Source organism: Amycolatopsis sp. NPDC051373 (assembly GCF_040689465.1).
Classification (GTDB): domain Bacteria; phylum Actinomycetota; class Actinomycetes; order Mycobacteriales; family Pseudonocardiaceae; genus Amycolatopsis.
The window spans coordinates 109,110-133,876 of sequence record NZ_JBFBAE010000025.1 but is presented as its reverse complement, the minus strand read 5'-3'; the positions used below and the strand labels follow the sequence as shown (position 1 = coordinate 133,876).

Annotated in this window: 22 protein-coding genes; 16 read left to right on the top strand and 6 right to left on the bottom strand. The window is 71.9% G+C overall.

The annotated features are described in order from the left end of the window. Positions 1-415: 415 nt before the first annotated feature. From AB0383_RS37215 to AB0383_RS37170, 10 genes are all read left to right on the top strand, one after another. On the top strand, positions 416-3,265 hold the full coding sequence (locus AB0383_RS37215) for an FAD-binding and (Fe-S)-binding domain-containing protein (protein WP_364179118.1): 2,850 nt from the start codon (positions 416-418) through the stop codon (positions 3,263-3,265). 183 nt (positions 3,266-3,448) lie between these two features. Beyond that, entirely contained in the window at positions 3,449-4,174 is a 726-nt protein-coding gene (locus tag AB0383_RS37210) for an alpha/beta hydrolase (RefSeq protein WP_364179116.1), read from the top strand. Between the two features lie 253 nt (positions 4,175-4,427). Continuing rightward, the gene (locus tag AB0383_RS37205; RefSeq protein ID WP_364179114.1) at positions 4,428-5,435 is read left to right on the top strand and encodes a nitroreductase; all 1,008 of its coding nucleotides are present in this window, start codon (positions 4,428-4,430) and stop codon (positions 5,433-5,435) included. Positions 5,436-5,440: 5 nt separating this feature from the next. Further along, positions 5,441-6,307 carry a universal stress protein gene (locus tag AB0383_RS37200; RefSeq protein ID WP_366189787.1) on the top strand — a complete coding sequence of 289 codons (867 nt, stop codon included), beginning with the start codon at positions 5,441-5,443 and terminating at the stop codon, positions 6,305-6,307. Positions 6,308-6,707: 400 nt separating this feature from the next. Further along, entirely contained in the window at positions 6,708-7,598 is an 891-nt protein-coding gene (locus AB0383_RS37195) for a universal stress protein (RefSeq protein ID WP_364179112.1), read from the top strand. Next, positions 7,595-8,788 (top strand): CHAD domain-containing protein, encoded by a 1,194-nt coding sequence (locus AB0383_RS37190; protein ID WP_366189782.1) that lies wholly within the window; start codon positions 7,595-7,597, stop codon positions 8,786-8,788. Before AB0383_RS37195 ends, AB0383_RS37190 begins: the two co-directional genes overlap by 4 nt. 29 nt (positions 8,789-8,817) lie before the next feature. Further along, positions 8,818-9,435, top strand: coding sequence for a CBS domain-containing protein (locus tag AB0383_RS37185; protein ID WP_364179108.1), 618 nt, complete (start codon positions 8,818-8,820; stop codon positions 9,433-9,435). Positions 9,436-9,595: 160 nt separating this feature from the next. Continuing rightward, positions 9,596-10,234, top strand: a complete 639-nt coding sequence (locus AB0383_RS37180; protein ID WP_366189781.1) for a response regulator transcription factor — start codon at positions 9,596-9,598, stop codon at positions 10,232-10,234. A gap of 259 nt (positions 10,235-10,493) precedes the next feature. Further along, positions 10,494-10,952 carry a DUF6292 family protein gene (locus AB0383_RS37175; RefSeq protein ID WP_366189780.1) on the top strand — a complete coding sequence of 153 codons (459 nt, stop codon included), beginning with the start codon at positions 10,494-10,496 and terminating at the stop codon, positions 10,950-10,952. 158 nt (positions 10,953-11,110) lie between these two features. Further along, on the top strand, positions 11,111-12,820 hold the full coding sequence (locus AB0383_RS37170; protein WP_366189779.1) for a GAF domain-containing protein: 1,710 nt from the start codon (positions 11,111-11,113) through the stop codon (positions 12,818-12,820). A 20-nt stretch (positions 12,821-12,840) separates the two neighbouring features. On the opposite strand, the gene AB0383_RS37165 is transcribed toward AB0383_RS37170, so the two are convergent. Further along, entirely contained in the window at positions 12,841-13,836 is a 996-nt protein-coding gene (locus tag AB0383_RS37165; RefSeq protein ID WP_366189778.1) for a nitroreductase family protein, read from the bottom strand. 140 nt (positions 13,837-13,976) lie between these two features. Between AB0383_RS37165 and AB0383_RS37160 the strand changes: the two genes are divergently transcribed. Further along, positions 13,977-15,710 carry a GAF domain-containing protein gene (locus AB0383_RS37160; RefSeq protein WP_366189777.1) on the top strand — a complete coding sequence of 578 codons (1,734 nt, stop codon included), beginning with the start codon at positions 13,977-13,979 and terminating at the stop codon, positions 15,708-15,710. Between the two features lie 114 nt (positions 15,711-15,824). Then, positions 15,825-16,811 carry a hypothetical protein gene (locus AB0383_RS37155; RefSeq protein WP_364179096.1) on the top strand — a complete coding sequence of 329 codons (987 nt, stop codon included), beginning with the start codon at positions 15,825-15,827 and terminating at the stop codon, positions 16,809-16,811. Positions 16,812-16,966: 155 nt separating this feature from the next. Here the strand turns inward: AB0383_RS37155 and AB0383_RS37150 are convergent, their stop codons facing one another. Beyond that, entirely contained in the window at positions 16,967-17,692 is a 726-nt protein-coding gene (locus tag AB0383_RS37150; protein WP_364179094.1) for a PIG-L deacetylase family protein, read from the bottom strand. A gap of 318 nt (positions 17,693-18,010) precedes the next feature. On the opposite strand from AB0383_RS37150, the gene wrbA reads away from it, so the two are divergent. Then, on the top strand, positions 18,011-18,622 hold the full coding sequence (gene wrbA, locus AB0383_RS37145) for an NAD(P)H:quinone oxidoreductase (RefSeq protein WP_364179093.1): 612 nt from the start codon (positions 18,011-18,013) through the stop codon (positions 18,620-18,622). A gap of 60 nt (positions 18,623-18,682) precedes the next feature. Next, on the top strand, positions 18,683-19,492 hold the full coding sequence (locus AB0383_RS37140; protein WP_364179091.1) for an IclR family transcriptional regulator: 810 nt from the start codon (positions 18,683-18,685) through the stop codon (positions 19,490-19,492). Between the two features lie 65 nt (positions 19,493-19,557). Here the strand turns inward: AB0383_RS37140 and AB0383_RS37135 are convergent, their stop codons facing one another. From AB0383_RS37135 to AB0383_RS37125, 3 genes are read right to left on the bottom strand one after another with little or no spacing between them, the layout of a single operon-like run. Further along, positions 19,558-21,087, bottom strand: a complete 1,530-nt coding sequence (locus AB0383_RS37135) for an MFS transporter (protein WP_366189776.1) — start codon at positions 21,085-21,087, stop codon at positions 19,558-19,560. 28 nt (positions 21,088-21,115) lie between these two features. Next, positions 21,116-21,865 carry a nitroreductase gene (locus AB0383_RS37130; RefSeq protein ID WP_366189775.1) on the bottom strand — a complete coding sequence of 250 codons (750 nt, stop codon included), beginning with the start codon at positions 21,863-21,865 and terminating at the stop codon, positions 21,116-21,118. Positions 21,866-21,883: 18 nt separating this feature from the next. Then, positions 21,884-22,447, bottom strand: coding sequence for a DUF4863 family protein (locus AB0383_RS37125; RefSeq protein ID WP_364179085.1), 564 nt, complete (start codon positions 22,445-22,447; stop codon positions 21,884-21,886). A 103-nt stretch (positions 22,448-22,550) separates the two neighbouring features. On the opposite strand from AB0383_RS37125, the gene AB0383_RS37120 reads away from it, so the two are divergent. Beyond that, positions 22,551-23,228: a TetR/AcrR family transcriptional regulator gene (locus AB0383_RS37120; protein WP_366189774.1), complete on the top strand. Its 678-nt coding sequence runs from the start codon at positions 22,551-22,553 to the stop codon at positions 23,226-23,228. Here the strand turns inward: AB0383_RS37120 and AB0383_RS37115 are convergent. Then, on the bottom strand, positions 23,219-23,893 hold the full coding sequence (locus AB0383_RS37115; RefSeq protein ID WP_364179081.1) for a TetR/AcrR family transcriptional regulator: 675 nt from the start codon (positions 23,891-23,893) through the stop codon (positions 23,219-23,221). The genes AB0383_RS37120 and AB0383_RS37115 overlap by 10 nt on opposite strands. Positions 23,894-24,000: 107 nt before the next feature. Here AB0383_RS37115 and AB0383_RS37110 point away from each other — a divergent pair, with 107 nt between their 5' ends. Further along, the gene (locus tag AB0383_RS37110) at positions 24,001-24,759 is read left to right on the top strand and encodes an arylamine N-acetyltransferase (RefSeq protein ID WP_366189773.1); all 759 of its coding nucleotides are present in this window, start codon (positions 24,001-24,003) and stop codon (positions 24,757-24,759) included. Positions 24,760-24,767 lie beyond the last annotated feature (8 nt).

Genomic DNA, 24,767 nt, shown 5'->3' with positions numbered 1-24,767 from the left:
GGCCGAGTCGGCATGCTGGTGATCGATCTTCTGCCACCGGAGCGGTTGGGTCGGTGTCGATCGGTTCGAACCGTGCCGACGCCCGCGCGGCCCTCGGCGAGTTCGGACAGGTCGAGGCGTTCTCTCGGGTGGCCTCCTCTCCGCCAGGCTGGGCGGTACGGGACGAAGTGTCCGGGCTTGCCGTGTTTGCCTACTTCGATCCGCGCGGCATGCTTCCCCGTCCAGGGCCCGCGAGCGGCCTCCCTGGCGCCGGATCGGCGCGTTTGCGTCGGCACGGAAGCCCAGGTGGTGCCGGACATCTCCGCAACCGACGCTTGCCCCAGCCGGCGCCAACCGTGAACCTGGAGTGGCGGGCCGAGTGATCTCGGGCACGCTGAACGCGCCACGATACGCCACGATCGACGAGGATCAGCCGATGACCGTCACCGAGCACGCCGCCACCGCGGGCGGCGAAGCCGACCTGCTCGACCTGCTGGCCGCCGCGACCGGGGACCCGGGGAGGGTCGGGCGGCGGCTGACCGATCGGCTGGCTCACGCGCACGACGCGTCGCACTTCATGTTGACGCCGCGGGCGGTGGTGAGGGCGAGCAGTGCGGACGAGGTCGGGAGGTTGTTCGCCGCCGCGGGGTCGGCCGGAGTGCCGCTGGGGTTCCGGTCCGGGGGGACGAGCCTGTCCGGGCAGGGCGGCACGGACGGTGTGCTCGTCGACACCCGGCGCCACTTCCGCGACATCGAGGTGCTCGACGACGGGGCGCGCGTGCGAGTCGGGCCCGGGGCCACGATCCGGCAGGTCAACGCTCGCCTCGCGCGGTCGGGCCGCAAGCTCGGGCCTGACCCGGCGAGCGAGGTCGCGTGCACCGTCGGGGGCGTGGTCGCGAACAACTCCAGCGGCATGGCGTGCGGTACCTGGGCCAACAGCTACGCGACGCTCGAGTCGATCGTGCTCGTCCTGCCGTCCGGCACGGTCGTCGACACCGGCGAAGCCGATGCGGACCGCCGCCTGCGCGCCGCCGAACCCGAGCTGCACGCCGGCCTGTGCCGGCTGCGGGACCGGGTGCGGGGCGATGCGTCACTGCGCAAGCGGGTCGAGCAGCAGTTTTCGATGAAGAACACCATGGGCTACGGCCTCAATTCGCTGCTCGACCACACCGAGCCGGCGGACATCCTGGCCCACTTGGCGGTCGGCAGCGAGGGCACGCTGGCGTTCATCGCCTCGGTGGTGCTTCGCACGGTGCCGTTGCACGGGCACGCGCGCACCGGCCTGCTCGTCTTCGACGACCTCGCCGGGGCCGCCGGAGCGTTGCCGGCGCTGGTCGCGACCGGCCCGGCGACGATCGAGCTCCTCGACGCGACTTCGATCCGCGTGGGCCAGCGCGACGCCCAGGCGACCGCGGTGCTGCGCGACCTCGCGGTCGACCGGCACGCGGCGTTGCTCGTCGAGTACCAGGCCGGCACCGCCGAAGAGGTGAACGAGCTGGCCGCGGGTGCCGGTGCGGTCCTGTCGGCGCTGCCCACCACCGCGCCGGTGGTGCTGTCCGCGGACCCGGCGACCCGGGCCGGCCACTGGCACGTCCGCAAGGGCCTGTACGCCATGATCGCCGGCGCCCGGCCGGCCGGCACCACGGCGCTGCTGGAGGACATCGTCGTGCCGGTGCCCGAACTGCTGCCGACGTGCGAGTCGCTCACGGGCCTGTTCGACCGCCACGGCTACCGCGACAGTGTGATCTTCGGCCACGCCAAGGACGGCAACATCCACTTCATGCTCACCGAACGGCTCGGCGACGGCCGGCCGCTCGATCGGTTCGCGGCCTTCACCGACGACATGGTCGACCTCGTGCTGGGCCACGGCGGCTCGCTGAAGGCCGAGCACGGCACCGGCCGGATGATGGCCCCGTTCGTGCGCCGCCAGTACGGCGACGAGCTGTACGAGGTCATGCGCGAGATCAAGCGCCTGTGCGACCCCCGGAGCCTGCTCAACCCGGGTGTGCTCATCGCCGAGGACCCCGCCGGGCACCTGCGTAACCTCAAGGCTTCGCCGCAGGTTGAGGAAGAAGTCGACCGCTGCGTGGAATGCGGCTTCTGCGAACCCGTCTGCCCGAGCCGCGACCTGACCACCACGCCGCGCCAGCGCATCGTGCTGCGCCGGGAGATCGAGCGCGCCCGCGAAGCCGGGGACACGGCCGCGCTCGCGCAGCTGCGGGCCGAGTACGAGTACGACGCCGTGCAGACCTGCGCCGTCGACGGGATGTGCCAGACCGCCTGCCCGGTGACGATCAACACCGGGGACCTGATGAAACGGCTCCGGGCCGAAGAGGCCGGACGGGCCACGTCGGCGATCTGGGCCGGCGCCGCGCGGCATTGGGACGGCGCGACGCGGGCGGCCGCGACCGCGCTCACCACCGCCGCCAAGCTGCCGGAGCGCCTGGTCCTCGGCGCGAACGAGTTGGCCCGCAAGGCCGGGGGCGCCGACTCGGTCCCGCTGTGGTCGCCCGAGCTCCCGAGTGGCGGCCGGCGCCGCACCGAGTCCGTGACCGGCAACGCCGACGCGGTGCTGTTCGCCTCGTGCACGGGCACCATGTTCGGCGGCGAGAAGCCCGGAGCCGCGGCGGCGCTGCGCACCCTGTGCGAGCGCGCCGGGATCCGCCTCACGACCCCGGACGGGCCGGCTTCGCTGTGCTGCGGCACCCCGTGGAAGTCCAAGGGCATGGACCGGGGACACGACGAGATGTCGCGGCGCGTGCTCCCCGCGCTGTGGGCCGCCACGGGGAGCGGCCGGATCCCGGTGATCGGCGACGCGTCCTCGTGCACCGAGGGGCTGCGGCACATGATCGAGCGGGGGCCGGAGCGGTTCCGGGAGATCCGGGTGGTCGACGCCGTCGAGTTCGTGCGCGACGAGGTGCTCGGCCGCCTCACGATCAGCGCCCCGGTCGCGGTCGTGGCCCTGCACCCGACGTGCTCGGCCACGCGGATGGGGCTTTCAGGCGCGCTGCGCGAGGTCACCGCGGCCGTGGCCGGCGCCGTGACCGTGCCCGACGAGTGGGGATGCTGCGGCTTCGCCGGCGACCGCGGTCTGTTGCACCCCGAGCTGACGGCGTCGGCCACCGCGCGCCAGGCCCGAGAGCTTTCCGCCGCCGGTCCCTTCGACGCCCACGTCTCCTGCAACCGCACGTGCGAGCTCGGCATGACCCGGGCGACCGGGCACCGCTACGAACACGTCCTGGAGCTCGTCGAACGGGCCACCAGGCCCGCGGAGGGAAAACCCTGAGCGATGTCCGCGAAAACCCGGTGGCGGACCGAGCAGGCCGCTGTTAGTTTCCCGGGGGCCGTGCGAGAGACCGAGGAGGTGGTACCCGTGAACGCGATGACATGGGTGCTCTCCTCAGGGGTCACGGTCGGGCGGTAGGTCGTCCGGGAGCGCCGTTCACGAGCACTCCCGAAAGGCACGACGATGCGATTCACCGCCGAACAGCGCCTCGACGACGGCGTCCTCGAGCGCGAGTTCACCCTCGGCGAGATCCCCGGCATCCTGTGGACCCCAGGATCGGCATCCGAGCCGGCCCCGCTGCTCCTGCTCGGTCACCCCGGCGGACTGCGCAAGATGTACCCCCGGCTGGTGGCCCGGGCCCGGCACTCCGCGGCGGAAGGCTACGCCGCGGCCACGATCGAGCTCCCCGGAAGCGGTGACCGGCCCCGCTCCGCCGCCGAGCAGGCCCGCGCCGACCTGCGCCGGGCGTTGCAGACCGGGGAGCCGGTCGAAGAGATCGTCGAGCGGCTCATCCGGCCGCTGGTCGAGAAGGCGGTCCCGGAATGGCAGGCCGCCTTGGACGCCCTTCTTGCGCTGCCCGAGATCGGCGGGCCGGTCGGGCTCGCGGGAGGGGTGATCGCCATCGGCGTCCGGCTGGCGGTGGTCGAACCCCGCATCGCGGCCGCCCTCCTGTTCGCCGGGAGTTTCGTGCCCCGCAGCATGTTCGAGGAGGCGCGGCAGGTCACCATCCCGCTGCACGTCCTGCTGCAGTGGGATGACGAAGGAAACGACCGGCAGCTGGCCCTGGACCTGTTCGACGCCTTCGGCTCGAAGGAGAAGACGCTGCACGCCAACATGGGCGGGCACACCGGCGTCCCGCAGTTCGAAGGGGACGACGGGAACCGGTTCTTCGCCCGGCACCTGAAGTGAGGCTAGTGCGACCGCCCTCCTTGCGGCGGCCGCGGGAACCCCGGCCACCACGTCACCGTGTGCCGGCCCGCGGCCCGAGATCCGTTGCCACGGCGGGGAAAGGCGAGCAGCGGCGGATCCGGGTCCGTTGTGGACATCGACCCGGACCCGGTGACGTTGGTCCTTCGCGACGGTGTCTTGTGGCCGGCGCGTGGTCTCGGCGGTTCGGGGTTGGCTGAGCCGGTCCGATCCGACGAGGCCACCAGGAGATGCCGTGTCCCACGAAGCTGTTCCCGCCCCGGCACCGGGGGCCGGTGGGTGGACGAGCGCCGAGGTGGAGGTTCTGGGGCGCGCGGTGCTGAGGGCCCCGTCGGTGCACAACACCCAGCCGTGGGCCGTCGAACCGAAGGCCGGTGCGGTGCTGCTGCGGGAGCGGACAGATGTGGCGTTGCCACAGCACGATCCCGGGCGGCGCGACCTCGCGATGTCGTGCGGGACGGCACTGGCGAACCTCGAGCTCGCGGTGCGGGTGCTCGGCCGGCGGGCCGACGTGGAAATCCTGCCCGATCCGGCCCGCCCGGACGTGGTGGCGCGCGTCGATGCGGCAACGTGGTGCGCGCCGTCGGCGCAGGACTTGGCGCGGTTCGCGGCGATCGCGGCGCGGCGCAGCCATCGCGGCCGCTTCGGCGGGCCACCGGTCGCCCGGCGGCAGGTCGAGCGGGTGGTGCGGGCGGCGGTGACGACCGGAGCCGAAGCTGTGCCGTTGACCGATGCCGGCGAGCTCGCGGAGCTGTTCGACCACGCCGCCCGCGCGGCCCGTGACGACGATGCCTACCAGCGCGAGCTCGCTCTCTGGACGATCCGCGACGAGGTCGGGCGCCGCCACGGCGCGGGGCTGGGGCGCACCGTGGTGCCGCCGGGTGAGCTGCCGGGGGCCGGGCTGGTCCGGCGCGCCACCGAGGTTCCCGAGCCGCGGGTGCTGCGGTCCCGGCCGGCGGCCGAGACGTTCCTGACCGCCGACGACAGCCGTGCCGACCACGTCCGCGCCGGCTATGCGCTCGAACGCGGCTGGCTCGAAGCGGTCACGCTGGGGCTGTCGGCTGCGGTGCTGACGCAGCCGCTGCACGTGCCGGAGGTGCGCTCGGCCCTGTGCGAGGACCGGGGTCTCGCAGGGTTTCCGCAAGCGTTGATGCGGCTCGGCCGGCCGGCCGGAAGCGCGCCCGCGAGCGTGCGTCGCGGGGTGGGCGAGGTCCTGGTCGGAGCAGGCCGGAGCAAGTCGTGAAGGGGATGTCCGGGCCGGTCGTCGTGGGTGTGGACGGGAGCCCGCAGGCGGCGTCGGCCGCACGGTGGGAGGTGCGCGAAGCGGCGCTGTGGCACACCTCGCTGACCGTGCTCACGGCGAGCGCGGTGGAGGACCCGGCTTCGGGCGCCATGGCGTCGGCGTGGCTCGAAACCAAGGCCGTGCTCGCGCAGGAGGTGGCGCGGGCGACGCGTGACGAACTCGTGGCAGCCGAGCCGGGTGTGCCGGTGATGACCAAGACCAGTGCGGCCGGCGCCGAAGCCGCCTTGCGGCAGGCCTCGGCCGGCGCGCTCGTGCTGGTGCTCGGCCCGCCGACCGGGACACTTTCCGGGCTGCTGGCCGGGTCCCCGGACGCCGACCTCATCGCGAGAGCGAACTGCCCGGTGGTGATCGTGCGCGGAACCGGTGCGACGCGCGCGGGCGGTCCGGTCGTCGTCGGCGTCGACGGCAGCCCGTTGAGCGAGGCCGCCGTGGCGTGGGCGTTCGAGGAGGCGTCGCGCCGGAGCACGAGGCTGGTCGCGGTGCACGCGTGGAACGACAGCGAGAGCGGCGGGCCGTTCGCGCACATCCGCGGAAGCCCGCTGATCGACATCGGCGACGTCGAGCGGCGGCTGCTCGCCCAGCGCCTGGCCGGCTGGCGCGAGCGGTACCCGGACGTCGACGTCGAACCGGTTGTCGAGCGCGATCTTCCCCGCGACAGCCTGCTCGAACGCAGCGCCGAGGCGGCGCTCGTGGTCATGGGCAGCCGGGGCCGCGGCGGGTTCACGGGGATGGTCCTCGGTTCCACGACCCACGCGTTGCTCCACCGCGCCGACTGCCCCGTGATGGTGGTCGGCGGCGAGCAGCAGACCTGATTTCCGAAAGACCTGATTCCCGAAGTGCCCTGGCCGGGGATCCGCCATGCCGCCGAAATCCGTCCACAGCGAATCAACGAGTCGGCGCCCGCTTCCGGGCGCGGCCCCGGCTCCGCCGGAGGGACCTGCGCTTTCGTCCTCGGGAAAAGGGACTTCGTCCCCTGACCGGACGGGGCGCGGCCGCGCGACGGTGGGAGGTACCGGCGAAGTCGACAACGAGGAGAACCGATGCACGCACAACCCGGAGGCCGCCGGCCCGCCGCCGATCGCGGGTCCGCGGTGTTTCCCGGGCCGGATGCCATCGCCGGCACCGAGGCGGAGATCACCGTCCGCGACGAGCAGGGTCGCGCGAAGCAGCAACGGACCCATCCCCTTCGGCGCAGCGGAGGGGGTGTGCGCAGTGCCCGAGCGTGATGACCGGGTGGTGCTTGCCGGAGTCGACGGGTCGCCTTCCTCCTGCCACGCCGCGGTCTGGGCCGCGGCGGTGGCGGCCCGCCGGGGCGCGGTGCTGAGGCTGGTGCAGGCGTACACGGTTCCTGGGCGGGGCGTGTCCGGCATGGCGGTCGCCGCCGTCCGGGAGGGGTTCCGGGCCGTGGCCGAGACGGGGCTCGCCGAGGCCGAGGGGGACGTGCTCGCGCGGTGGCCGTCGCTGCCGGTCGAGCGCAGCGCCGTCGAGGGCAGTGTCGTGGGCGTGCTCCTGCGGGAGAGCGCCGGTGCCGAGGTGGTGGCGCTGGGCTCCCGCGGGCTCGGCGGGTTCACCGGGCTCCTGCTCGGTTCGACCGCGGCCGCGCTCGCCGGCCGCGCGCCTTGCCCGGTCGTGGTCGTGCGCGGGCGAAAGCCGGACGACGCGCCGCCCACCACCGGACCGGTCCTCGTCGGGCTCGACGGATCGCCGGACAGCAACGACGCGCTCGGCTACGCGTGCGAAGAAGCCACTGCTCGCAGTACCGGGCTCGTCGCGGTGCGCGCCTGGAACGAGATCACGTCGGGGAGCTCGCCGCGGAAAGCGGACTGCCGCCCCGAGGGCATGGCCGCCGGGGAACGGCGGCTGATCGACGAGCAGCTCGCGCCCTGGCGGGAGAAGTTCCCCGAACTGCCGGTCGACGTGGTCGTCGCGCACGGCCGGCCGGCCCGGACCCTGCTGGAACTCGGTGCCGGCGCCCAGCTCGTGGTGGTCGGTACCCGCGGCCGGGGCGGGTTCACCGGCATGCTGCTCGGCTCCACGAGCCACGCGCTGCTGGTCCACTCCCCGTGCCCCGTCGCGGTGGTCCGCCCGGGGAACCGGCCATGACCGTGACGACACCGGCGACGAGCCCGCGTCCCGCGCCCGAGTACACGCTCCTGCACTACGGCATCCACTACTACGACACCGCCGACCTGCGGCTGCGGCGGCACGGCCTGACGCTCAGCCGGGTCGGCACGAGCTGGCAGCTGGACCGCGGCGACGGCAGAGGGTGCCGGGTGGAGGCGCCCGAGTCGGACCAGGTGCCGCACGAACTGCGCCGGCTCGTCCGCGCCTACAGCCGGGACCTCGAGCTCACCCCGGTGACCGGCCCGTGCACCGGACGCCTGACCCGGGACGCGTTACCGCGGGACACCGCCCGGGCCACGGTGCTCGGCTACCTGGAGACGCAGATCGAGGCGCTTGCCCGCGCCGATCTGGCCGTGCGGCTGGGCGAGCCCGAGGGGGTGCACGACCTGAGAGCGGCGGCGCGTCGCCTCAGGGCGGCACTGTGGACGTTCGCCCCCGTCCTCGGTGGACGGCGGATGGTGCGGGGCCTGTGCGCAGCGCTGCTCCGGCTCGGCGCGAGCGTCGGGCCCGCGTGGGACACCGAGGTGCAGCGGCGCAGGTTCCTGCGCCGCCTCGGCGAGCTGCCGGACGAGGCGATCCTGGGGCCGGTCCGGGCCGACGCCCAGCGGCACTTCGGCGTGGCGGCCGAGGAATCCGCCGTCGAATGCGCCGAGGCGCTCGATTCGCACCGCTACCTCCAGCTGCTCAACGCGTTCGAAGTGCTCGGGGTCGTGCTGCGGGAGCAGCCTCGGGCCGACCAGCGCAAGGCGGCGCTCAAACCGGCCGGCGCCGTCCTGCCGGGTCTCGTGTGGACGGTCGTGACCGAGACCGACGAGCGGCTGGAAGCGGCGTTCGCCGGTTCGGCTCCGAACGCCGTCCACGCGGTGCGCAAGAGCGCGAAGCGGCTCCGGTACGCGCTCGAAGCGGCCGCGGACGCCCTGCCCTTCGTCCCGGACCGCGTGCTGGCGGACTGCCGTGCGGTGCAGGACTTGCTGGGGGAGCACCGGGACGCGACGGTCGCCCGCGGGGAGCTGCACGCACTCGCGTCGGCGGCGACGGAGGCCGGCGATCCGGCGGCGACCTACGAACTGCTGATCACGACCGAGGCGCTCGCCGCGCAGGAGTGCCTCGCCGCCTTGCCCGCGGCGTGGGAAACCCTGCGCCGGGGGCTCGAGCCGATGCGGGGCTGACGCCGCAGAAGGACAAGGAGGAGAACTCGATGCGTGCACGCGACCTGATGTCCGCGCCGGTGGTGGCGGTGACGCCGTCGGCGTCGGCCAAACAGGCGGCGGAAGTGCTCACGGAGCACGGGTTCACCGCGCTCCCGGTGGTCGACGACGACGAACGGCTGATCGGCATCGTCACCGAGGGCGACTTGATCCGGCACCGGATACCCGCGGACATCCGGTCCGGGCACCGGCTTCCGGGCGCCCCCGCGGCAGCGGCCGGCCGGACGGTGGAAGACGTGATGACCACGCCGGTCACGGCGATGTCGCCGGGTACGGACGTGGCCGACCTGTGCCAGGCCCTGGTCGACGCGAGGATCCGGGCGATGCCGATCGCCGACGGCAGCCGCCTGGTCGGGATCGTCACCCGCGGCGACGTCGTCCGCGTGCTCGCGCGGGAGGACAGGGCGATCGCCGCCGACGTGCGGCACCGGCTCGAGATCTACGGTGGCACCGGCCGGTGGGAGGTCGAGGTCAGCGAGGGGGTGGTGCGGATCGCCGACCGCGACGACGACGAGACCGACCGCCACGTCGTCACGCTGCTCGCGCTCGCGGTGCCGGGCGTGGTCGCCGCGGACGCCGTCTCGTCCGGCGAGGGTCCGTGGTCGTGACCGGGCGCGGCACCACCGTGCTCGGCCGGGTTTCCGGTCTCGCCGGCTCGGCCGGTCGTGACCTCCGGCTCGAGACCCGGGACTTTGGTCATCCCGGCCCCGGGGCCGGGCGGTCGTAGGCTGCTCCGCGTCATCCCTTCTCGGCAGGGGGAGGTCGCCGATGCTCCGCGTTTTTCTCGTGGACGACCACGAGGTCGTGCGCCGTGGCGTGGCCGACCTGCTGGACGAGGACGAGGAGATCACCGTCGTCGGGCAGGCCGGCAACGTGTCGCAGGCGCTGGCCCGGATCCCCGCGCTCCGGCCCGATGTCGCCGTGCTGGACGTGCGGATGCCCGACGGCAACGGCATCGAGCTGGCGCGCGAGCTGCGTTCGAAGCTGCCTGAGCTCAAGTGCCTGATGCTCACCTCCTACACCGACGAGCAGGCGATGCTCGACGCGGTGATGGCCGGCGCCGCCGGGTTCGTGATCAAGGACATCAAGGGCATGGACCTGGTTTCGGCGGTCCGGGAGGTCGGCGCGGGCAAGTCCCTGCTCGACGCGCACGCGGCGGCGGCCTTGATGGCCAGGCTGCGCGAGAGCCAGACCAAGAAAGGCCCGTTGTCCGACCTGTCGGACCAGGAACGCAAGCTGCTGGAGCTGATCGGCGAAGGCCTGACCAACCGGCAGATCGCGGAACGGATGTTCCTGGCCGAGAAGACCGTCAAGAACTACGTCTCGCGGCTGCTGGCCAAGCTGGGCCTGGAGCGCCGGACCCAAGCCGCTGTCCTGGCCACGGAGCTGCGCAGACAGGAACACTGAACCGGCGCGTGGCGCTCCCTCGTGGTGATGTCACAAGGGTTTCCGGGGTCGCCTCACTTCGAGCGATCGTCCTCAATGGACTGGGGGCCTCGTCGTCGCCGAGCTTCGGGAGGCGCGGCGGCCACCGGCGTGAGCCGGGGACGAAAGTCCTTGCGGCAGAGGCCGAACGCCGCCATCGGGCCGCCACCGCGCCGTCGTAACGTCGCGGCGGGAGAGGCCACGGCCGGTAGCGGCCGGTGGGTGCCGACCACGTTTGAGGGTGATTCCGCTGCAGACCGTCATCGACGACGACCACCGCCTGCGGTGCGGCCTGAGCGGCTACCTGTCCGCGGTGAGTGCCGCGGTGGGCGTGGGGGTGGAATCGTGCACCGTGGACCTCGACGACCCCGTCTCGGCGTACGTGGCGCTGGACGTGCGCTTGCGCCGGCGGCCGGGGCGGGACACGGCCCTGGTGTGGGATGAGCGGTACGGCTGGTCGTTCGCCATGGAAACGCATTCCGGTGAGGATTTGCTGGTGCTCGCCTACTTCGGCGACGAGGTCGTGCCCGATCCGGTTGCCGTGCGCCGCTTCGTGGCCGGCGTCCGGTGCGCCGACACGGTCCCGGCACCGGTCCCGCCTGAGGCCGGTGGTGACCGGGGCGAGCTGGTCGCCCGGTTGCTGCGGTACCGCCTCGACAACTCTTCCGCCGGTGTCCTGATCTTGCGCTGGGCCGGTTGACCTTTCGTCCACAGTGGACATGTGGGTGAACCCCGTGCGGCCCTGGACCGCCGGTCGGGTTTTCACCGGCTTGACGGTGCTCGCGAGGATGGGAGACTGGGTGTCCGGAGCGGCGACCTGCGCGGTGTGCGAGGACCGCGGCGAAGACAGGAACGGCTGTGAGCGGTGCTCAGGACGACCGGCCAGACCCGGGCAGGCTGACCTTCCCCGACCTGCCGCGGCTGGAGCTCGACCAGTTGCTCGCGCAGCTGGTCGAACGCGCCCAGGAGGTCATGGGAACCCAAGGCCGGCTGCGCGGCCTGCTGCGCGCGACCACGATGATCACGAGTGACCTCGCCTTGCCCGCGCTGCTCACGCGCATCGTCGAGGCGGCTCGCGAGCTGGTCGGGGCGCACTACGCGGCACTGGGCGTGATCGGCCCGGACGGACAGCTCGCCGAGTTCGTGCACGTGGGCATGCCCGCGGAGACGTTGGCGAGACTGGGCCACCTGCCCGAGGGCAAGGGCCTGCTCGGTGCCCTGGTCGAGGATCCCCGGCCCATCCGGCTCGCCCGCCTGCAGGACGATCCGCGCTCCACCGGATTCCCGGCCGGCCATCCGCCGATGGCGAGCTTCCTGGGCGTCCCGATCCGGGTGCGTGACGCCGTGTTCGGCAACCTCTACCTCACCGACAGCGTCAGCGGCGGGTTCAGCGCCGAGGACGAGGAGCTCGCGCTGGCCCTGGCCGCCGCCGCGGGCACTGCGATCGACAACGCGCGCCTGTACCAGACGGCGAGGGTCCAGCAGGAGTGGCTGCGCGCGTCCGCCGCGATCACCCGAGAGCTCCTCTCGACGGAGTCGGAGAACCCGCTCGCGCTCATCGCGCGGCACACCCGGGAGCTCGCCGACGCCGAGCTGGTGACGGTCGTCAGGCCGGCCGGTGCCGAGGGCACCCTGCGCGTGGACCTGGCGGTCGGGGCCGGCGCGGAGAAGCTGGAGGGCCTGGTGTTGCCCGTCGGCTCGTCGATCTCCGGTTCGGTCTTCGGCACCGGTGAGCCGATGATGGGCTCGTGGCTCGAACAGCGGGAGCGGCTGCCGATCCGGCCGCCGATCGAGATGGACGTGGACGCCGTTCTCGTCGTGCCCCTCACCGGCAGCGGGCGGGTCAACGGCGTGCTCACCGCGGCGCGCGCCGCGGGCCGCCCGCCGTTCACCGTGGACGATCTGGAGATGGCGGCGGGGTTCGCCAACCAGGCGTCCGTGGCGATCGAGCTGGCCGAGGCGCGGGCCGAACAGCAGCGCAACGCCCTGTACGACGAACGTGAGCGGATCGCCGCCGATCTGCACAGCCAGGTGGTCCGGCGGCTGTACTCCGCCGGCCTGGCGTTGCAGACGACGGCCGGTCTCGCCCGGTCGGCGATTGTCGCGCGCCGGGTCCGCGAGACGATCGCCGACCTCGACGACGTCATCGACCAGATCCAGGCCACCGTGTTCTCCGTCGACGACCCGGCCGACACCGGCCCGTCACCGGAGCGCGACGAGATCCTTCGGGTGCTCTCCGAGGCCACCCCCGTGCTCGGGTTCGCCGTCTCGACCCAGTTCTCCGGCAAGCTGGACACGCTGGTGGCCGCCGATCTGGTGCCTTTCCTCGAGCGGGGCCTGCGGCTGATCGCGCACCACGCGGCCGCGGCCTGGGTCCAGGTGGAGATCCGGTCCGAGCCGGGCCGGCTCACCGCGGTGATCCGGCACGACGGCACGGGTGACCTCGAAGAACCGGCCGCCGAAGACCTCGCGGAGCTGGCGGAAGCCGCGCGGCTGCGCGGCGGGACCTGCGAGGTGGGCCACGGTGCCGAGCCCGGCTCCGTGCGCTGGACGGTGCCGACGAGGTAGGACAGGAGCCGGCGCGGTCGTCAGGCGGTGAGCAGGGTCGGAGCCACCACCACCTCCTCCAGCTCCCGTCTCGGCGTCGGCGAGGCCGGTGAACCGTGGCCCAGGCGCAGGATGATCTGGGGCCAGATGCCACCGCCGAGCACCACGCGGAGCCGTTCGCGGACGCGCGCGACTTCGACCGGTTGCGAGATGAAGGACGCGTCGAGCCCCAGCGCCGTCGCGGTCAGCAACACGCGTTGCATGGCCTGGCCGGTCCTCAGCCGGTCGACCGGGTCGTCGCCGAACGAGCCGATCACCACGACCAGCGGTTCGGGCGCCGTACCCAGCCGGGGCACGCCGGTGGTCCTGGTTCCGGAATCTCGGAGGACCCAGGCGTCGTCGGCCGGCAGGATCCCCCCGGCGGACATCGGCACGCCGTCGCGGGCGGACCCCTCGCGCGCGGTCCAGCGCTGCCACTCGGCGAGGAACGCGGGATCGGTCCTCTGGATCCGGTGGCTCGACCGCACCAGCTTCTTCAGCTCCGCCACCTGGCCGTGATCGAGGCGGGGCAGCCAGGCCTGTTCGAGCTCCGCGGCGTGGCGCAGCAGGCCGACGACCGACGGGGGCACGACCTCGGCGCTGAACGGCGATCGGTTCGTGTGGCGGCGCGGGATCTCCCGCGCGAGCCGGGCGAGGCGGTCGTCGATCGAGTTGGCGCCCACCGGCCGCACCACGGCCAGCAGGTCCGGCTCCGGGCGGCGCGGGAACAGGGACACGACCGGGTGCACGCCGCAGGCGTGGATCGCGGCGCGGAGGTTGAACAGTGACGCGCCGCAGGACAGCAGGAGCTCACGCCGGTCCGGGTCGGCGACGGGCAGGATCCGGTCGGGGTCCGCGCGGACCTCGATCCCTCCTGGTCCGCTGGCGAACAGCCAGGGCTGGGTGTTGTGCGTCGACGGCGCGAGCGTCGCGGCGCGCAGAGCCGATCTCACCTGTTCGGAGGTGAGCCGCCCGGTCGCAGCCACTTGTAGTGTCATCGGTCTCCTGGCCGTGGGAAGACGAGTGCTGGTCGGAGTCGAGCCTTGCCCTGCCAGGCTGGTCGACCGCAGCGGCGGCGGACAGAGGCGAAAGTCATCACAGGCGGCGACGCCGTGGGATGAGGGAGGCGAGCGGACCGATGCCGGCAACCGGGTCCGGGGAGAGCGCCCGCAGGCTTTCGGGCACCCTGGGACAGCTGCGCCTGCGGGAGACGCTGCGAGATCTCCAAGAGCGCGTCGAGCAGCTGATCGGTACGCGCGACAAGATGGACGGCCTGCTCGACGCGGTGCTCGCGGTGGCGTCGGGACTGGAACTGGACACGACGCTGCGCCGCATCGTCCAAGCCGCGACCGACCTCGGCGAGGCGCGGTACGGGGCGCTCGGGGTGCTCGCCGACGACGGTTCGCTCGCGGAGTTCGTGTACCTCGGCATCGATTCGGCGACGCGGGAGCGCATCGGTCACCTGCCCGAGGGCCACGGGCTGCTGGGCCTGGTCATCGACGAGGCGAAGCCACTGCGGCTGGAAAAGATCTCGGAGCATCCCGCGTCCGTCGGGTTTCCGGCGCACCACCCGCCCATGCACTCCTTCCTCGGCGTTCCCGTCCGGGTGCGTGAAGAAGTCTTCGGCAACCTCTACCTCACTGAGAAGCAGGGCGGTGGCGCTTTCACCGACGACGACGAGGTGATGGTGCAAGCGCTCGCTGCCGCGGCCGGGATCGCGATCGAGAACTCGCACCTGTACGAGCAGGCGCAGGTGCGACAGCGGTGGCTCGGTGCGACGAGTGAGGTCACGACCGAGCTGCTCGGCGGCACGGACCCGGCCGACGCGCTGAACCTGATCGCCGAACGGGCCCTGGAGCTGACCGGCTCGGACGTGACGATGCTGGCGCTGCCCAACTCCGGTCGGCTGGACGTCGACGAGGACTGGGACGACGAGGCCACCGACCTGACGATCACCGTCTGCGCGAGCGTGAGCGCGGTCGAGCTCACCGGCCTGCGGATCGACACCGCCTCGACCGTTCCGGGCGCGGTCTACCGGGACCGGACCCCGCGCAGCATCCCGGGCCTGGATCTCGGCGGGGGCCGGCGGTTCGGCCCGACGCTCGTGGTGCCCCTGCGCACGGGGGACCGCACGTCGGGAGTCCTGATCGCGGTCCGTGAGCCGGGCGCCGCCGCGTTCGAGGCGACGCAGCTGCCGGTCCTCGCGTCGTTCGCCGACCAAGCCGCGCTCGCCCTCCAGCTGGCGGCCCAGCAACGCGCCGCCCGCGAGCTGGACGTGCTGTCCGACCGCGACCGGATCGCCCGCGACCTGCACGACCACGTGATCCAGCGGCTCTTCGCGGTCGGGCTGGCGATGCAGGGCACGCGCCGCCGGCTGAAGGAGCCGGAGCTGAAGCGGCGGCTTCAGGACAGCGTCGACCAGATGCACGAGATTGTCCACGAGATCCGCACCGCGATCTTCGACCTGCACGGTGGCGCGGCGGGGGCGACCGGGCTGACCCTGCGGCACCGCCTCTACGACGCGATCGCCGAGCTCACCGACGAAGCGCCCGTGCATCCCACGGTGAGCATGTCCGGAACCGTCGACGCGGTGCCCGCGCAGCTGGGGGAACACGTGGAGGCCGTGGTCCGCGAGGCCGTCAGCAACGCCGTCCGGCACGCCGATGCCACGTCGGTGACCATCGCGGTGTCGGTCAAGGACGAAGTGCTCCGGGTGTCGGTCGCGGACGACGGCGCCGGGCTGCCCGCCGAGGTCTCGCCGAGCGGGCTGGGCAACCTGCGCGACCGGGCCGAATCGGCGGGCGGGACCTTCACGATCGAGTCGCGCCCGGGCGGTGGAACGCGGGTCGAGTGGACTGTGCCCCTGCCTTGAGCCGGTCACCGGGGGTCTTAGGTCCCTCGACCTCGTGACCGCCGCCCGTACACCGGGCCGGCCGCGCGGACCAGGCTCGACGGTGCCCCAAGGTGTCGTCCCCCGGAGACCACGATGAACGACCAGCTCCCCACCGCGTTCGACCAGGCCCTCGCGGCGGCGGTGCGAGCGCCGTCTCCGCACAACACCCAGCCGTGGCGGTTCGTGGTGGACGCTGCCGCGGTCGAGGTGTGGCTCGACCGCGAGCGGGTCCTCGCGGTCGCGGATCCCGCGGCGCGCGAGGCGAGGCTGTCCTGTGGCGCCGCCGTGCTGAACCTCGTGATCACCCTGCGGCTCAACGGGCTCGGCGCGCGGGTGCGGATCCTGCCGGACCCCGCGTCGCCGGACCTGCTCGCCGTGATCGGTCTCGACGGCACCCGGCGTTCGACGGAACAGGACCGCAGGCTCGCCGAGGCGGTGCACCGCAGGCACACGAACCGCCGCCCGTTCGTCGACCGCGCGGTGCCGGCGGTCGCCCGCGCCCGGCTGAAGTCGGCGGCGCTGACCGAAGGCGGGCAGCTCGAGTTCCTGGACGCCTCGGGGCGCTACCCGAAGGTCGCCGCGCTCGTCCGGCGAGCGGAGTCGTTGCAGTCCGAGGATCCGGCCTTCCGGGCGGAGTCGGCGTTCTGGACCGCGCGCGCGGCGGAGAGCCCGGACGGGGTGCCGACGGCCGCTTTCGGGCCGCCGCACGAGATCCCCGGTGTCGTGTGCAACCGCGCCTCGCACACGAACCCGGCCGTTCCCTCGCGGGTGTTCGAGCAGGATCCGTTGCTGGCGGTCGTGCTGACGCGCGACCACGGCGCGGCCGCCGACGTCCGGGCCGGCATGGCCATGCAGCGCGTCCTCCTCACCGCCACGGCGGAGGGCCTCGCCACCTCGTTCCTCTCGCAGCCACTGGAGGTCCGCAGCACTCGGGGACAGTTCCTGGAGCTGTTCCGCGGCCTGGGCCAGGTGCACGCGCTGCTGCGGATCGGGTACGGCCACCCGACCCGGATGACGTCGCGACGACCGGCCGCCGAGGTGACGACACAGCGGGCCGAACCCGACGTGCCGGCCTTCTGACGTCTCAGGTCAGGACGGTTCCGGGACGGGGATCAATACCGAAGGTTTTGATTTCTCGCCCTATCGGAAAGTGTCGTTGATCGCGTCGCACCCGGCGGGTTCCGATCAACGGATGGTCACTATCCATCACCAACGGACCATCGCGCGCGACCGGGTCAGAGCACGATCACCTCGGCGGGGACGGCGAACCGCACACCCAGCCGCGCGCCCGTCTCGGCTCCGGTGGATTCGAGGAACTCCCGGGGCGAGGCCATGTCGCCCGGGCCGATGCCGCGCAGGTACTCGGCGTGGGCTTCGAGGGAGGCGACGCCCTGGTCGAGGAACTCCGTGGTGTCCACGCCGTGGGTGGATTCGGGGCTGTGGGTGACGATGATCCGCCGCACCTGCCACGGGTCGAGACCTTCGTCGAGCAGCTCGCGGAAGATCCAGCGGTTGCCCGCGTCCCGGGCCCCGTCCAGGACGGCGCGGCCCAGCGCGATGTGGTCGGCCTGGTTGGGCGCACCCGGACCCCAGCGGTCGTGGTAGTTGCCGGTCACGACCACGTCGGGGCGGTGCCGGCGGATGGCCCGGGCGATGTCGCGCCGCAGCGGGAGCCCGTATTCGAGAACGCCGTCCGGGTAACCGAAAAACTCCACGAGGCCGACGCCGACGGCCGCCGCACCGGCGCGCTCCTCGGCCTCGCGCAGCGGTCCGGCGACCGCGGGGTCGATGGCGTCGATGCCGGCCTCGCCACTCGTGGCCAGGCAGTAGACGACCTTCTTGCCCTGCGAGGTCCAGCGGGCGACGGCCGAGGCCGTGCCGTACTCCAGGTCGTCCGGATGCGCGGCGAACGCCAGCGCCGTCGACCACGATTCATCCAGCGGCACCAGTGGTCCGGTCACCCTCGGATCAGCCTTTCTCGAAACCCCGCAGTTTGAACTCGAGTCACCCTACTCGAATGCGGCGGCAGCGTTTCCGGGCAGTGGCGGTGAGTCGATCTCGACAAAAAGTGACCCGATTGCGGGTGTTCTCTCCGTGTTCACATCGGGTATTCACGCTGTGGATCCGGTGAGTTTTCCGAAACTGTCCCTGTCGTGCCGGCGCCGGAAGCCGCACGTCGGGTTGGCCACATCGTGACCCGCCGGGTGCCGGCTCCTGATAAGTTACACATCCTCACTGTAACGTTCGAACGGCCGACCGCCGTGAACCGAGAGGATCCCATGCCCGAGCCGACCAGGGTGACCGTCGTCTACTACTCGTCCACCGGCACCACGCACGAACTCGCCCGGGAGATCGTGATCGGGGCCGAGAAGGCCGGCGCCGAGGTTCGCCTGCGCAAGGTCCCCGAACTCGCGCCGGAGGCGGCGATCGCGTCGCGGCTGGCGTGGGCCGAGCACGTCGCCGCGACCCGCGACCTGCCGGTCGCCACTCCCGACGACCTGCTGTGGGCGGACGGCATCGTGATGGGGTCACCCACTCGCTTCGGCAACATCGCCAGCCAGCTCAAGCAGTTCCTCGACACGCTGGGTCCCCAGTGGGCGCAGGGGCAGCTCGCGGACAAGGTGTACTCCGGGTTCACGACGACCGACACCGACCACGGCGGCCAGGAATCGACGTTGCTCGCCCTGTACACCACGTTCCACCACTTCGGCGGCATCGTCGTCGCGCCGGGATACACCGATCCCGTCAAGTTCGCCGACGGAAACCCCTACGGCAGCAGCCATGTCGGGCGGCGAGGCGAGGCGCCCGTCGACGAGACCGCCCGGGCGGCGGCCCGGCACCAGGGAGAGCGTGTCGCCCGGATCGCCACCGGCGTCAAAACCTGCGGGTGATCGGTTGCCGGCGGGTGCCGTCGAGTGCGGCCGCGGCAGCGGCGGGAAGGAATACGTGTCGTGTCCGGTAACGCGCGTGAGCCCGGTCGGTCCACGGTCGATCGGCTGCTGACCCTGCTCGACGTCTTCGACGGGGCCGACCTGACCCTCGTCGAGATCGCCGGGCGATCCGGCCTGCCGCTGTCCACGACCCATCGGATGCTGGGCGCACTCGAGCGGTGGGGCGGGATCGAACGCGCGCCCAGCGGCCGGTATCGCGTGGGCCTGCGGCTTTGGGAGCTCGGAACCCGTGCGACGATCCCGTCGGGTCTGCGCGAGACGGCCCTGCCGCTCATGCAGAACCTCTACGAGTCCACGCACGAGAACGTGCAGCTCGCCCTCCGTACCGGGCACGACGCGCTGGTCATCGAGCGGCTCACCGGACCGCGGGCCGTCCGCACCGTCACGGAGGTCGGCGGGCGGCTGCCGTTGCACGCGACCGGCGTCGGAAAGGTGCTGCTCGCGTCCGCTCCCGCCCACGTCGTTTCCCAGGTGCAGCAGCGAGGTCTCGCACGCTGCACTCGCTACACCCTGACTGAACCCGGTCGGCTCGCCGCCGCGATCTTCGCGACGCGCGACACCGGAATCGGCACCGTGCACCAGGAGATGACGCTCGGTACCTCTTCGGTCGCGGCGCCGGTGACCGACGGCAGGGGAGACGTGCGGGCGGCTGTGGGCATCGTCGCGCATTCCCACGTCGACGTGTCGCGCTACGCATCCGTGATCCGTGACGTGGCAAGGGAGATCTCCCGCCACGTCCAGCCGGATGCGCCGGCGGGCCGGCCCTCCCGTCCGGCCGGCAACCGTCCACATGCGACGGACGTGCCCTGAACCCGGCCGCCGGGAACCGCACGGGCCGTGGTGTGGCCCGCTCGGTTCCCGGCGGCCGAGGGTCGTCAGTCGCCGGTGACCGCCACTGATCGCGTCGCATCCGAGCCGGCCGCGGACGAGCCGGCGGCGTCAGCCCGCCGGGCGTCGGTCCGAACGGTGCGCGAAACCCTGGCCAGCGCCATGACCGCACCGCTGGCCACCAGGAGGACCGCACCCATCACCACGAACACGGTTCGGGGAGCCGTCCCGCCGCCCAGGGCGAACCCGACGAGCAGCGGCCCCAGGATGCCGCCGATCCGGCCGATGCCCAGGGCCCAGCCGACGCCGGTCGGCCGGATCCGAGGCGGGTAGAGCACCGTGGCCAGCGCGACGACGCTCATCTGCCCACCGGTCACGCAGGTGCCGGCGAGGAACGCCGCGCCGAGCACCATCCAGTTCTGCCCCGCGACCGCGAACGCGAGCATCGACACGAACACCGCGCCGAGAAGATAGACGACACCGAGCGTCCCGAACGGCCCGCGCCGGTCCATCGAGGGCCCGATCACGAGCGCCGCGACGATCCCGCCGATCGTCGTGAGTGCCGTCGCGAGGACCGCCGTCGAGGGGGAGTGCCCGAGCCGGCCCAGGATCGTGGGCAACCAGCTCTGAACGGCGTAGAACACACCCAGGTTGAGCATGAACGCGATCCACAGCAACGCGGTGCTCACCAGCCAGTGCCGCCGGAACAGCTCGATCAGCGGAGAACGGTGTCGCACCGATGCCCCGGCGGCTCCGGAGGCGCGCTCGGCGGGCAGCACGAGCGTCGTCGGAGCCAGGTCTGGGTCGAGGCGGCACAGGGTCGCGCGAGCTCGAACGGCGTCGCGGGGCAGGAGGTAGCTCGGGGAATCGGGCAGCAATCTCAGCAGAACCAGCGCGAGGAGCAACGGCAGGATGCCGCCGAGCACGAACAGCGGCCGCCATCCCCAGGCCGGGATGACCGCTCCGGAGATCAAGCTCGCCGCGACGAAGCCGAGGGCCAGCCAGCAGTAGATCAACATGACGAACGTCGAGCGGCGCCGGGCCGGCGCGAACTCGCTGGCCAGCGCGACGGCGCTCGGGATGGCCGCACCGAGGCCCGCGCCGGTCAACAGCCGCAGCGCGATCAGCTGCGTCTCGTTCCCGGCGACCGCGCACAGCACTGTGAACACCCCGAACAAGGCCGTGGCGGCGATGACGAGCTTCCGGTGCCCGATCCGGTGGGCCAAGGGCGAGAGCACCAGATAACCGATCATCAGCCCGACGATCGAAGCCGAGAAGATCGGGCCCAGTGCGGCGACGGGCAGGGACCATTCCCGGGCGACCGCCGGGGCGACGAAGCTGATCGCTTGCGTGTCGAGACCGTCGAGGAACATGACCAAGCCGGTCAAAGCCAGGACCAGGAAGTGGAATCTGCCTACTGGTCGGCCGTCGATCAGGTCGTCCAGGTGCACGGTGCGGCCTGGTTCCGATATTCGAGAAGGCACGGCGATATCGCCTTTCGGGTGGGGGCACGATCCACCGAAGATTCGGTGTCGATACGAGGGGAGGGAGAAAGCCCGGGGATCGGGGAAAATCATCGAGCGGCAGCGAATGTGCCGTCCACGATCAGACGGTTTCGCCGCTGTGGAAGGTCGTGAAGGTGTCGACCGGTTCTCGTGCTGTCCGGTGCCGGCTGAGGCGGTGGTCGGGATCGGCGTGGCCGAGCGCGAGCCCGCACACGATGATCTGGTCGTCCGGAATCTTCAGGTGCTGCCTCAGAACCGGGTAGAAGTCGATGAACGAGGCTTGCGGGCAGGTGTCGAGCCCCGCTTGCCGGGCCAGCAGCATCAACGCTTGCAGGAACAGCCCGGCGTCGATGAGCGCGCCGGCGAGCGGACTCCGGCTGACCGTGAGAACCAGGCCGACCGGGGCGCCGAAGAAGTCGTAGTTGCGGCGGTGATGAGCCAGCCGTCCCTCGGCGTCGTGCGCCTCGATGCCGAGAGTGTCCCGGTAGAGGCCTTCGCCGAAGGTCTGTCGCCGGCTCCGGAACGGTTCTTCCCACTCCTCCGGCGGAGGCTGGAACGGGTACTCGGTCTCGGCGACGCGGCCCTCGCCGTCCAGCGCCTGCCAGAGCGCCTCGGTCAGGCGTAGCTTCGGCTCGCCGGTCAGGACGTGGACGTGCCACGGCTGACTGTTGGAATTGCTGGCCGAGCGGGAGGCGAGCGCCAGCAGGCGCTCCACTTCCGCTCTCGGGACGGGGGTGGGCAGGAACGCGCGCACGCTGCGCCGGGTCAGCAGCGCCTCGACGACGGTCGCCGCGCCGTTGGCCGGGGCGGCCGGCGCGGCGAGTTTAGTGGTGGTGGTGGTGTCGTTCATCAGCTGGTCGGCCTCGGGTCAGCGCCCGTCGGACGCGGAGATCTCGTAACCCTCGGGCACGGTGACCTCGTAGTCGTCGGGCACCGTGATGTCGTAGGAGATCCGCCCCGCGGGCAGGTAGAACAAGGCGATCAGGCCGCCGCCCACGACCTCGGGGTAGTGGTGGCTGCCCGGCTCGGGCGAGGTCCATCCCGGTCCCTGCCAGCCGCGCGGCCCGCGCAGCAGGGCACCGGGATCCAGGGGGATGACCATGTTGATCTCGCCGTAGGGGTGCTGGTGGTATTCACCGCAGAACAGCGGGACGCTGTTGAGGTAGACCGCGGTGATGCTGAACCAGTTCAACCGCTCGGACGGCTCGATGATCCTGCTGCGGCGGTAGTGGGGGCCGTCCACCTCGATGTTGGCGGCCCAGCCCTCGGTCACGCCTTCCTTGATCATCCGGGCGAGGTCGTCCCACAGTTCGGAGCCCGGCCCCCGGTTCTCGTTGAGCCAGGTTTCCAGCTCGACTCCGGCTGTGCGGTTCTTGATCTCGTTGATGAACGGGATGCTGCGCTCGATCAGATCTTCGGGTGTCGCGCTCATGCGCTGTCTTCTCCTGGCGTCGTTGCCGGAGCGGGGTGCCCCGCGCTCAACGAAGGTAAGACACTCCGAACGTTACAGTCAATAGCTGTAACGTTCGAGGTCGGTGAAGACCGCCCGCGGCGTACCCGATAATCAGGCCATGACGGACTCACGCAAGGCGGATTCGGTTGCGGGCGAAGCGGTGGCCGTGTCACGCGGTGGCCGGCCATTGGATCCCGGGCGCGACGAAGCGATCATTACGGCCGCGCGCCGGAGGCTGGTTCTCGACGGCTATTCGAAGATGACCATCGGGGACATCGCCTCCGACGCCGGTGTGTCCCGGCCGACGATCTACCGGCGCTGGCCGGGCAAGCTCCAGCTCACCATCGAGGCGATCGACTACGGGCTCCGGGCGCAACGAGACACCTATCCCGATCTGAGGCTGGAGGAACTTCCCGCTCTCGAGGCGCTGACCGAGGCCGTCCGGCGGCTGGATCCGTGCTACTTCAACCCGGACGCGATGGTGCTCATGGGCAACTTCATGAGCGAGACGATGCGGACGCCGGAGCTGCTCGCGATCGTCCTGGAGCACGCCGTCGAGCCCCGGTTACGGCAGTTCGAAAGCGTGCTGGCCGAACTGCAGGAGCGCGGCGAGGTGCGGCCGGACATCGATCGGCACACGATCGCCACCTTGTGCTTCGGCAGCTACTTCGCCGCATTCCTTCGTGCTGAACCCGACCGCAAGGGGCTCGCCGAGCAGGTCGTCGCCGTCCTGTGGCCGGGGATCGCCGTTCAGTGCTGACGGTCCACTGTGGCGCGCCGTCGGGCGGGCTTTTTCCCGATGGCGGGCCACAGCACGGAGACGACCGCCTCGGCGATGTCCAGGTCGGACTCGCCGCGGAAGAAGGCGGCCAGATAACTGCCGAAGCACATCGTCGCGATCGTGTGCTTGTCGATGTCGTCGCGCACGGCCCCGCGGTCCTGCAGCCGGGTCAGCACGCTTTCGACCAGGCGCACGCGGGGTTCGACCGCGTGCTCACGGAGGATTCCGAGCAGTTCGGGGGTGTGGACCGCCTCCCCGGCGAACGTGCCCATCAGGACCATCGCGTCCGGGTTGAAGTACGTGGGATCGAGGCGCCGGACGACCTCCACGAGCGCTTCCCTCGGGGCGAGTTCGTCGAGGTCCATCTCGAACATGTCGTGCTGCTTGCGGAAGCCGTAGTCGAGGGCGTCGACGACGAGCTCGAACTTGGTGGCCCAGCGCCGGTACAACGTCGGGCGGCCGACCTCGGCGTCGGCGGCGATGTCGCGGATCGTCATCCGGGAGTAGCCGTCCAGGACGAGGCGTCGCCGGGTGGCGAGGATGATCGCCTCGTCGAGCGCGGCATCGCGGGGCCGGCCGACCGGACGCGGACCGTCTTCGGTGCCGGCGGGTTCGATCGCCGTCGCTCGGCGTGCTCGCGCCACGGTTCCACCTCGCTGGGAAAGTCGATCCACGGTACGGATCCTCTGTTAACCTCGAAGTTACACACTATAGCTGTAACGTAACTAGCCGCCACCGGAGGAACGCGATCGTGGACGTCGAGGACTACCTGCGCAGACTCGAACTGGTTCACCCCGGAGTGCCCGGCCTCGAAGCACTGTGCGAGCTGCAACGGCGGCACTTGGAGCGGGTGCCGTTCGAGAACCTCGGCCGCTACCTGGGCGAGCAGGTCGACCTCGACGAGAACGCATTGCTCGACAAAGTGGTGCGGCGGCGTCGTGGCGGCCTTTGCTACGAGCTCAACGGGGCGTTCGGCTTGCTGCTGCGCGGCGTCGGGTTCGACGTGCGGCTGCTGGCCGGCCGCGTGATGCGGCGGGGCGGCGGGTTCGGCCCGCCGCTCGACCACCTGGCGCTGCGGGTGGACCTCGATGAGCCGTGGCTGGTCGACGTCGGGTTCGGCCGGTTCAGCATCCGGCCGCTGCGGCTCGCGACCACCGAGGAGCAGCCGGATCCCGCGGGCGGGTTCGCCGTGCTGCCCGCGCCGCACGGGGATGTCGACGTGCTGTGCGACGGAAACGTGGTCTACCGCCTCGAAGCGAGGCCACGAGAGCTCGAAGACTTCCAAGCGATGGCCTGGTGGCACGCGAACTCGCCGGCTTCGCCCTTCGCGCACGGGCCGACGTGTTCGCTCGTGAGGCCCGGCGGCCGGGTGACGATCGCGGGCGCCCGGCTGATCGAAACCGTGGGGGAGACGCGCACCGAGAGCGTGCTCGAAGACGACGACGCGGTCCTCGCGGCCTATCGCGAGCACTTCGGCGTCGTGCTCGATTCCGTGCCCGCCGCGGGATGATTTCGTCA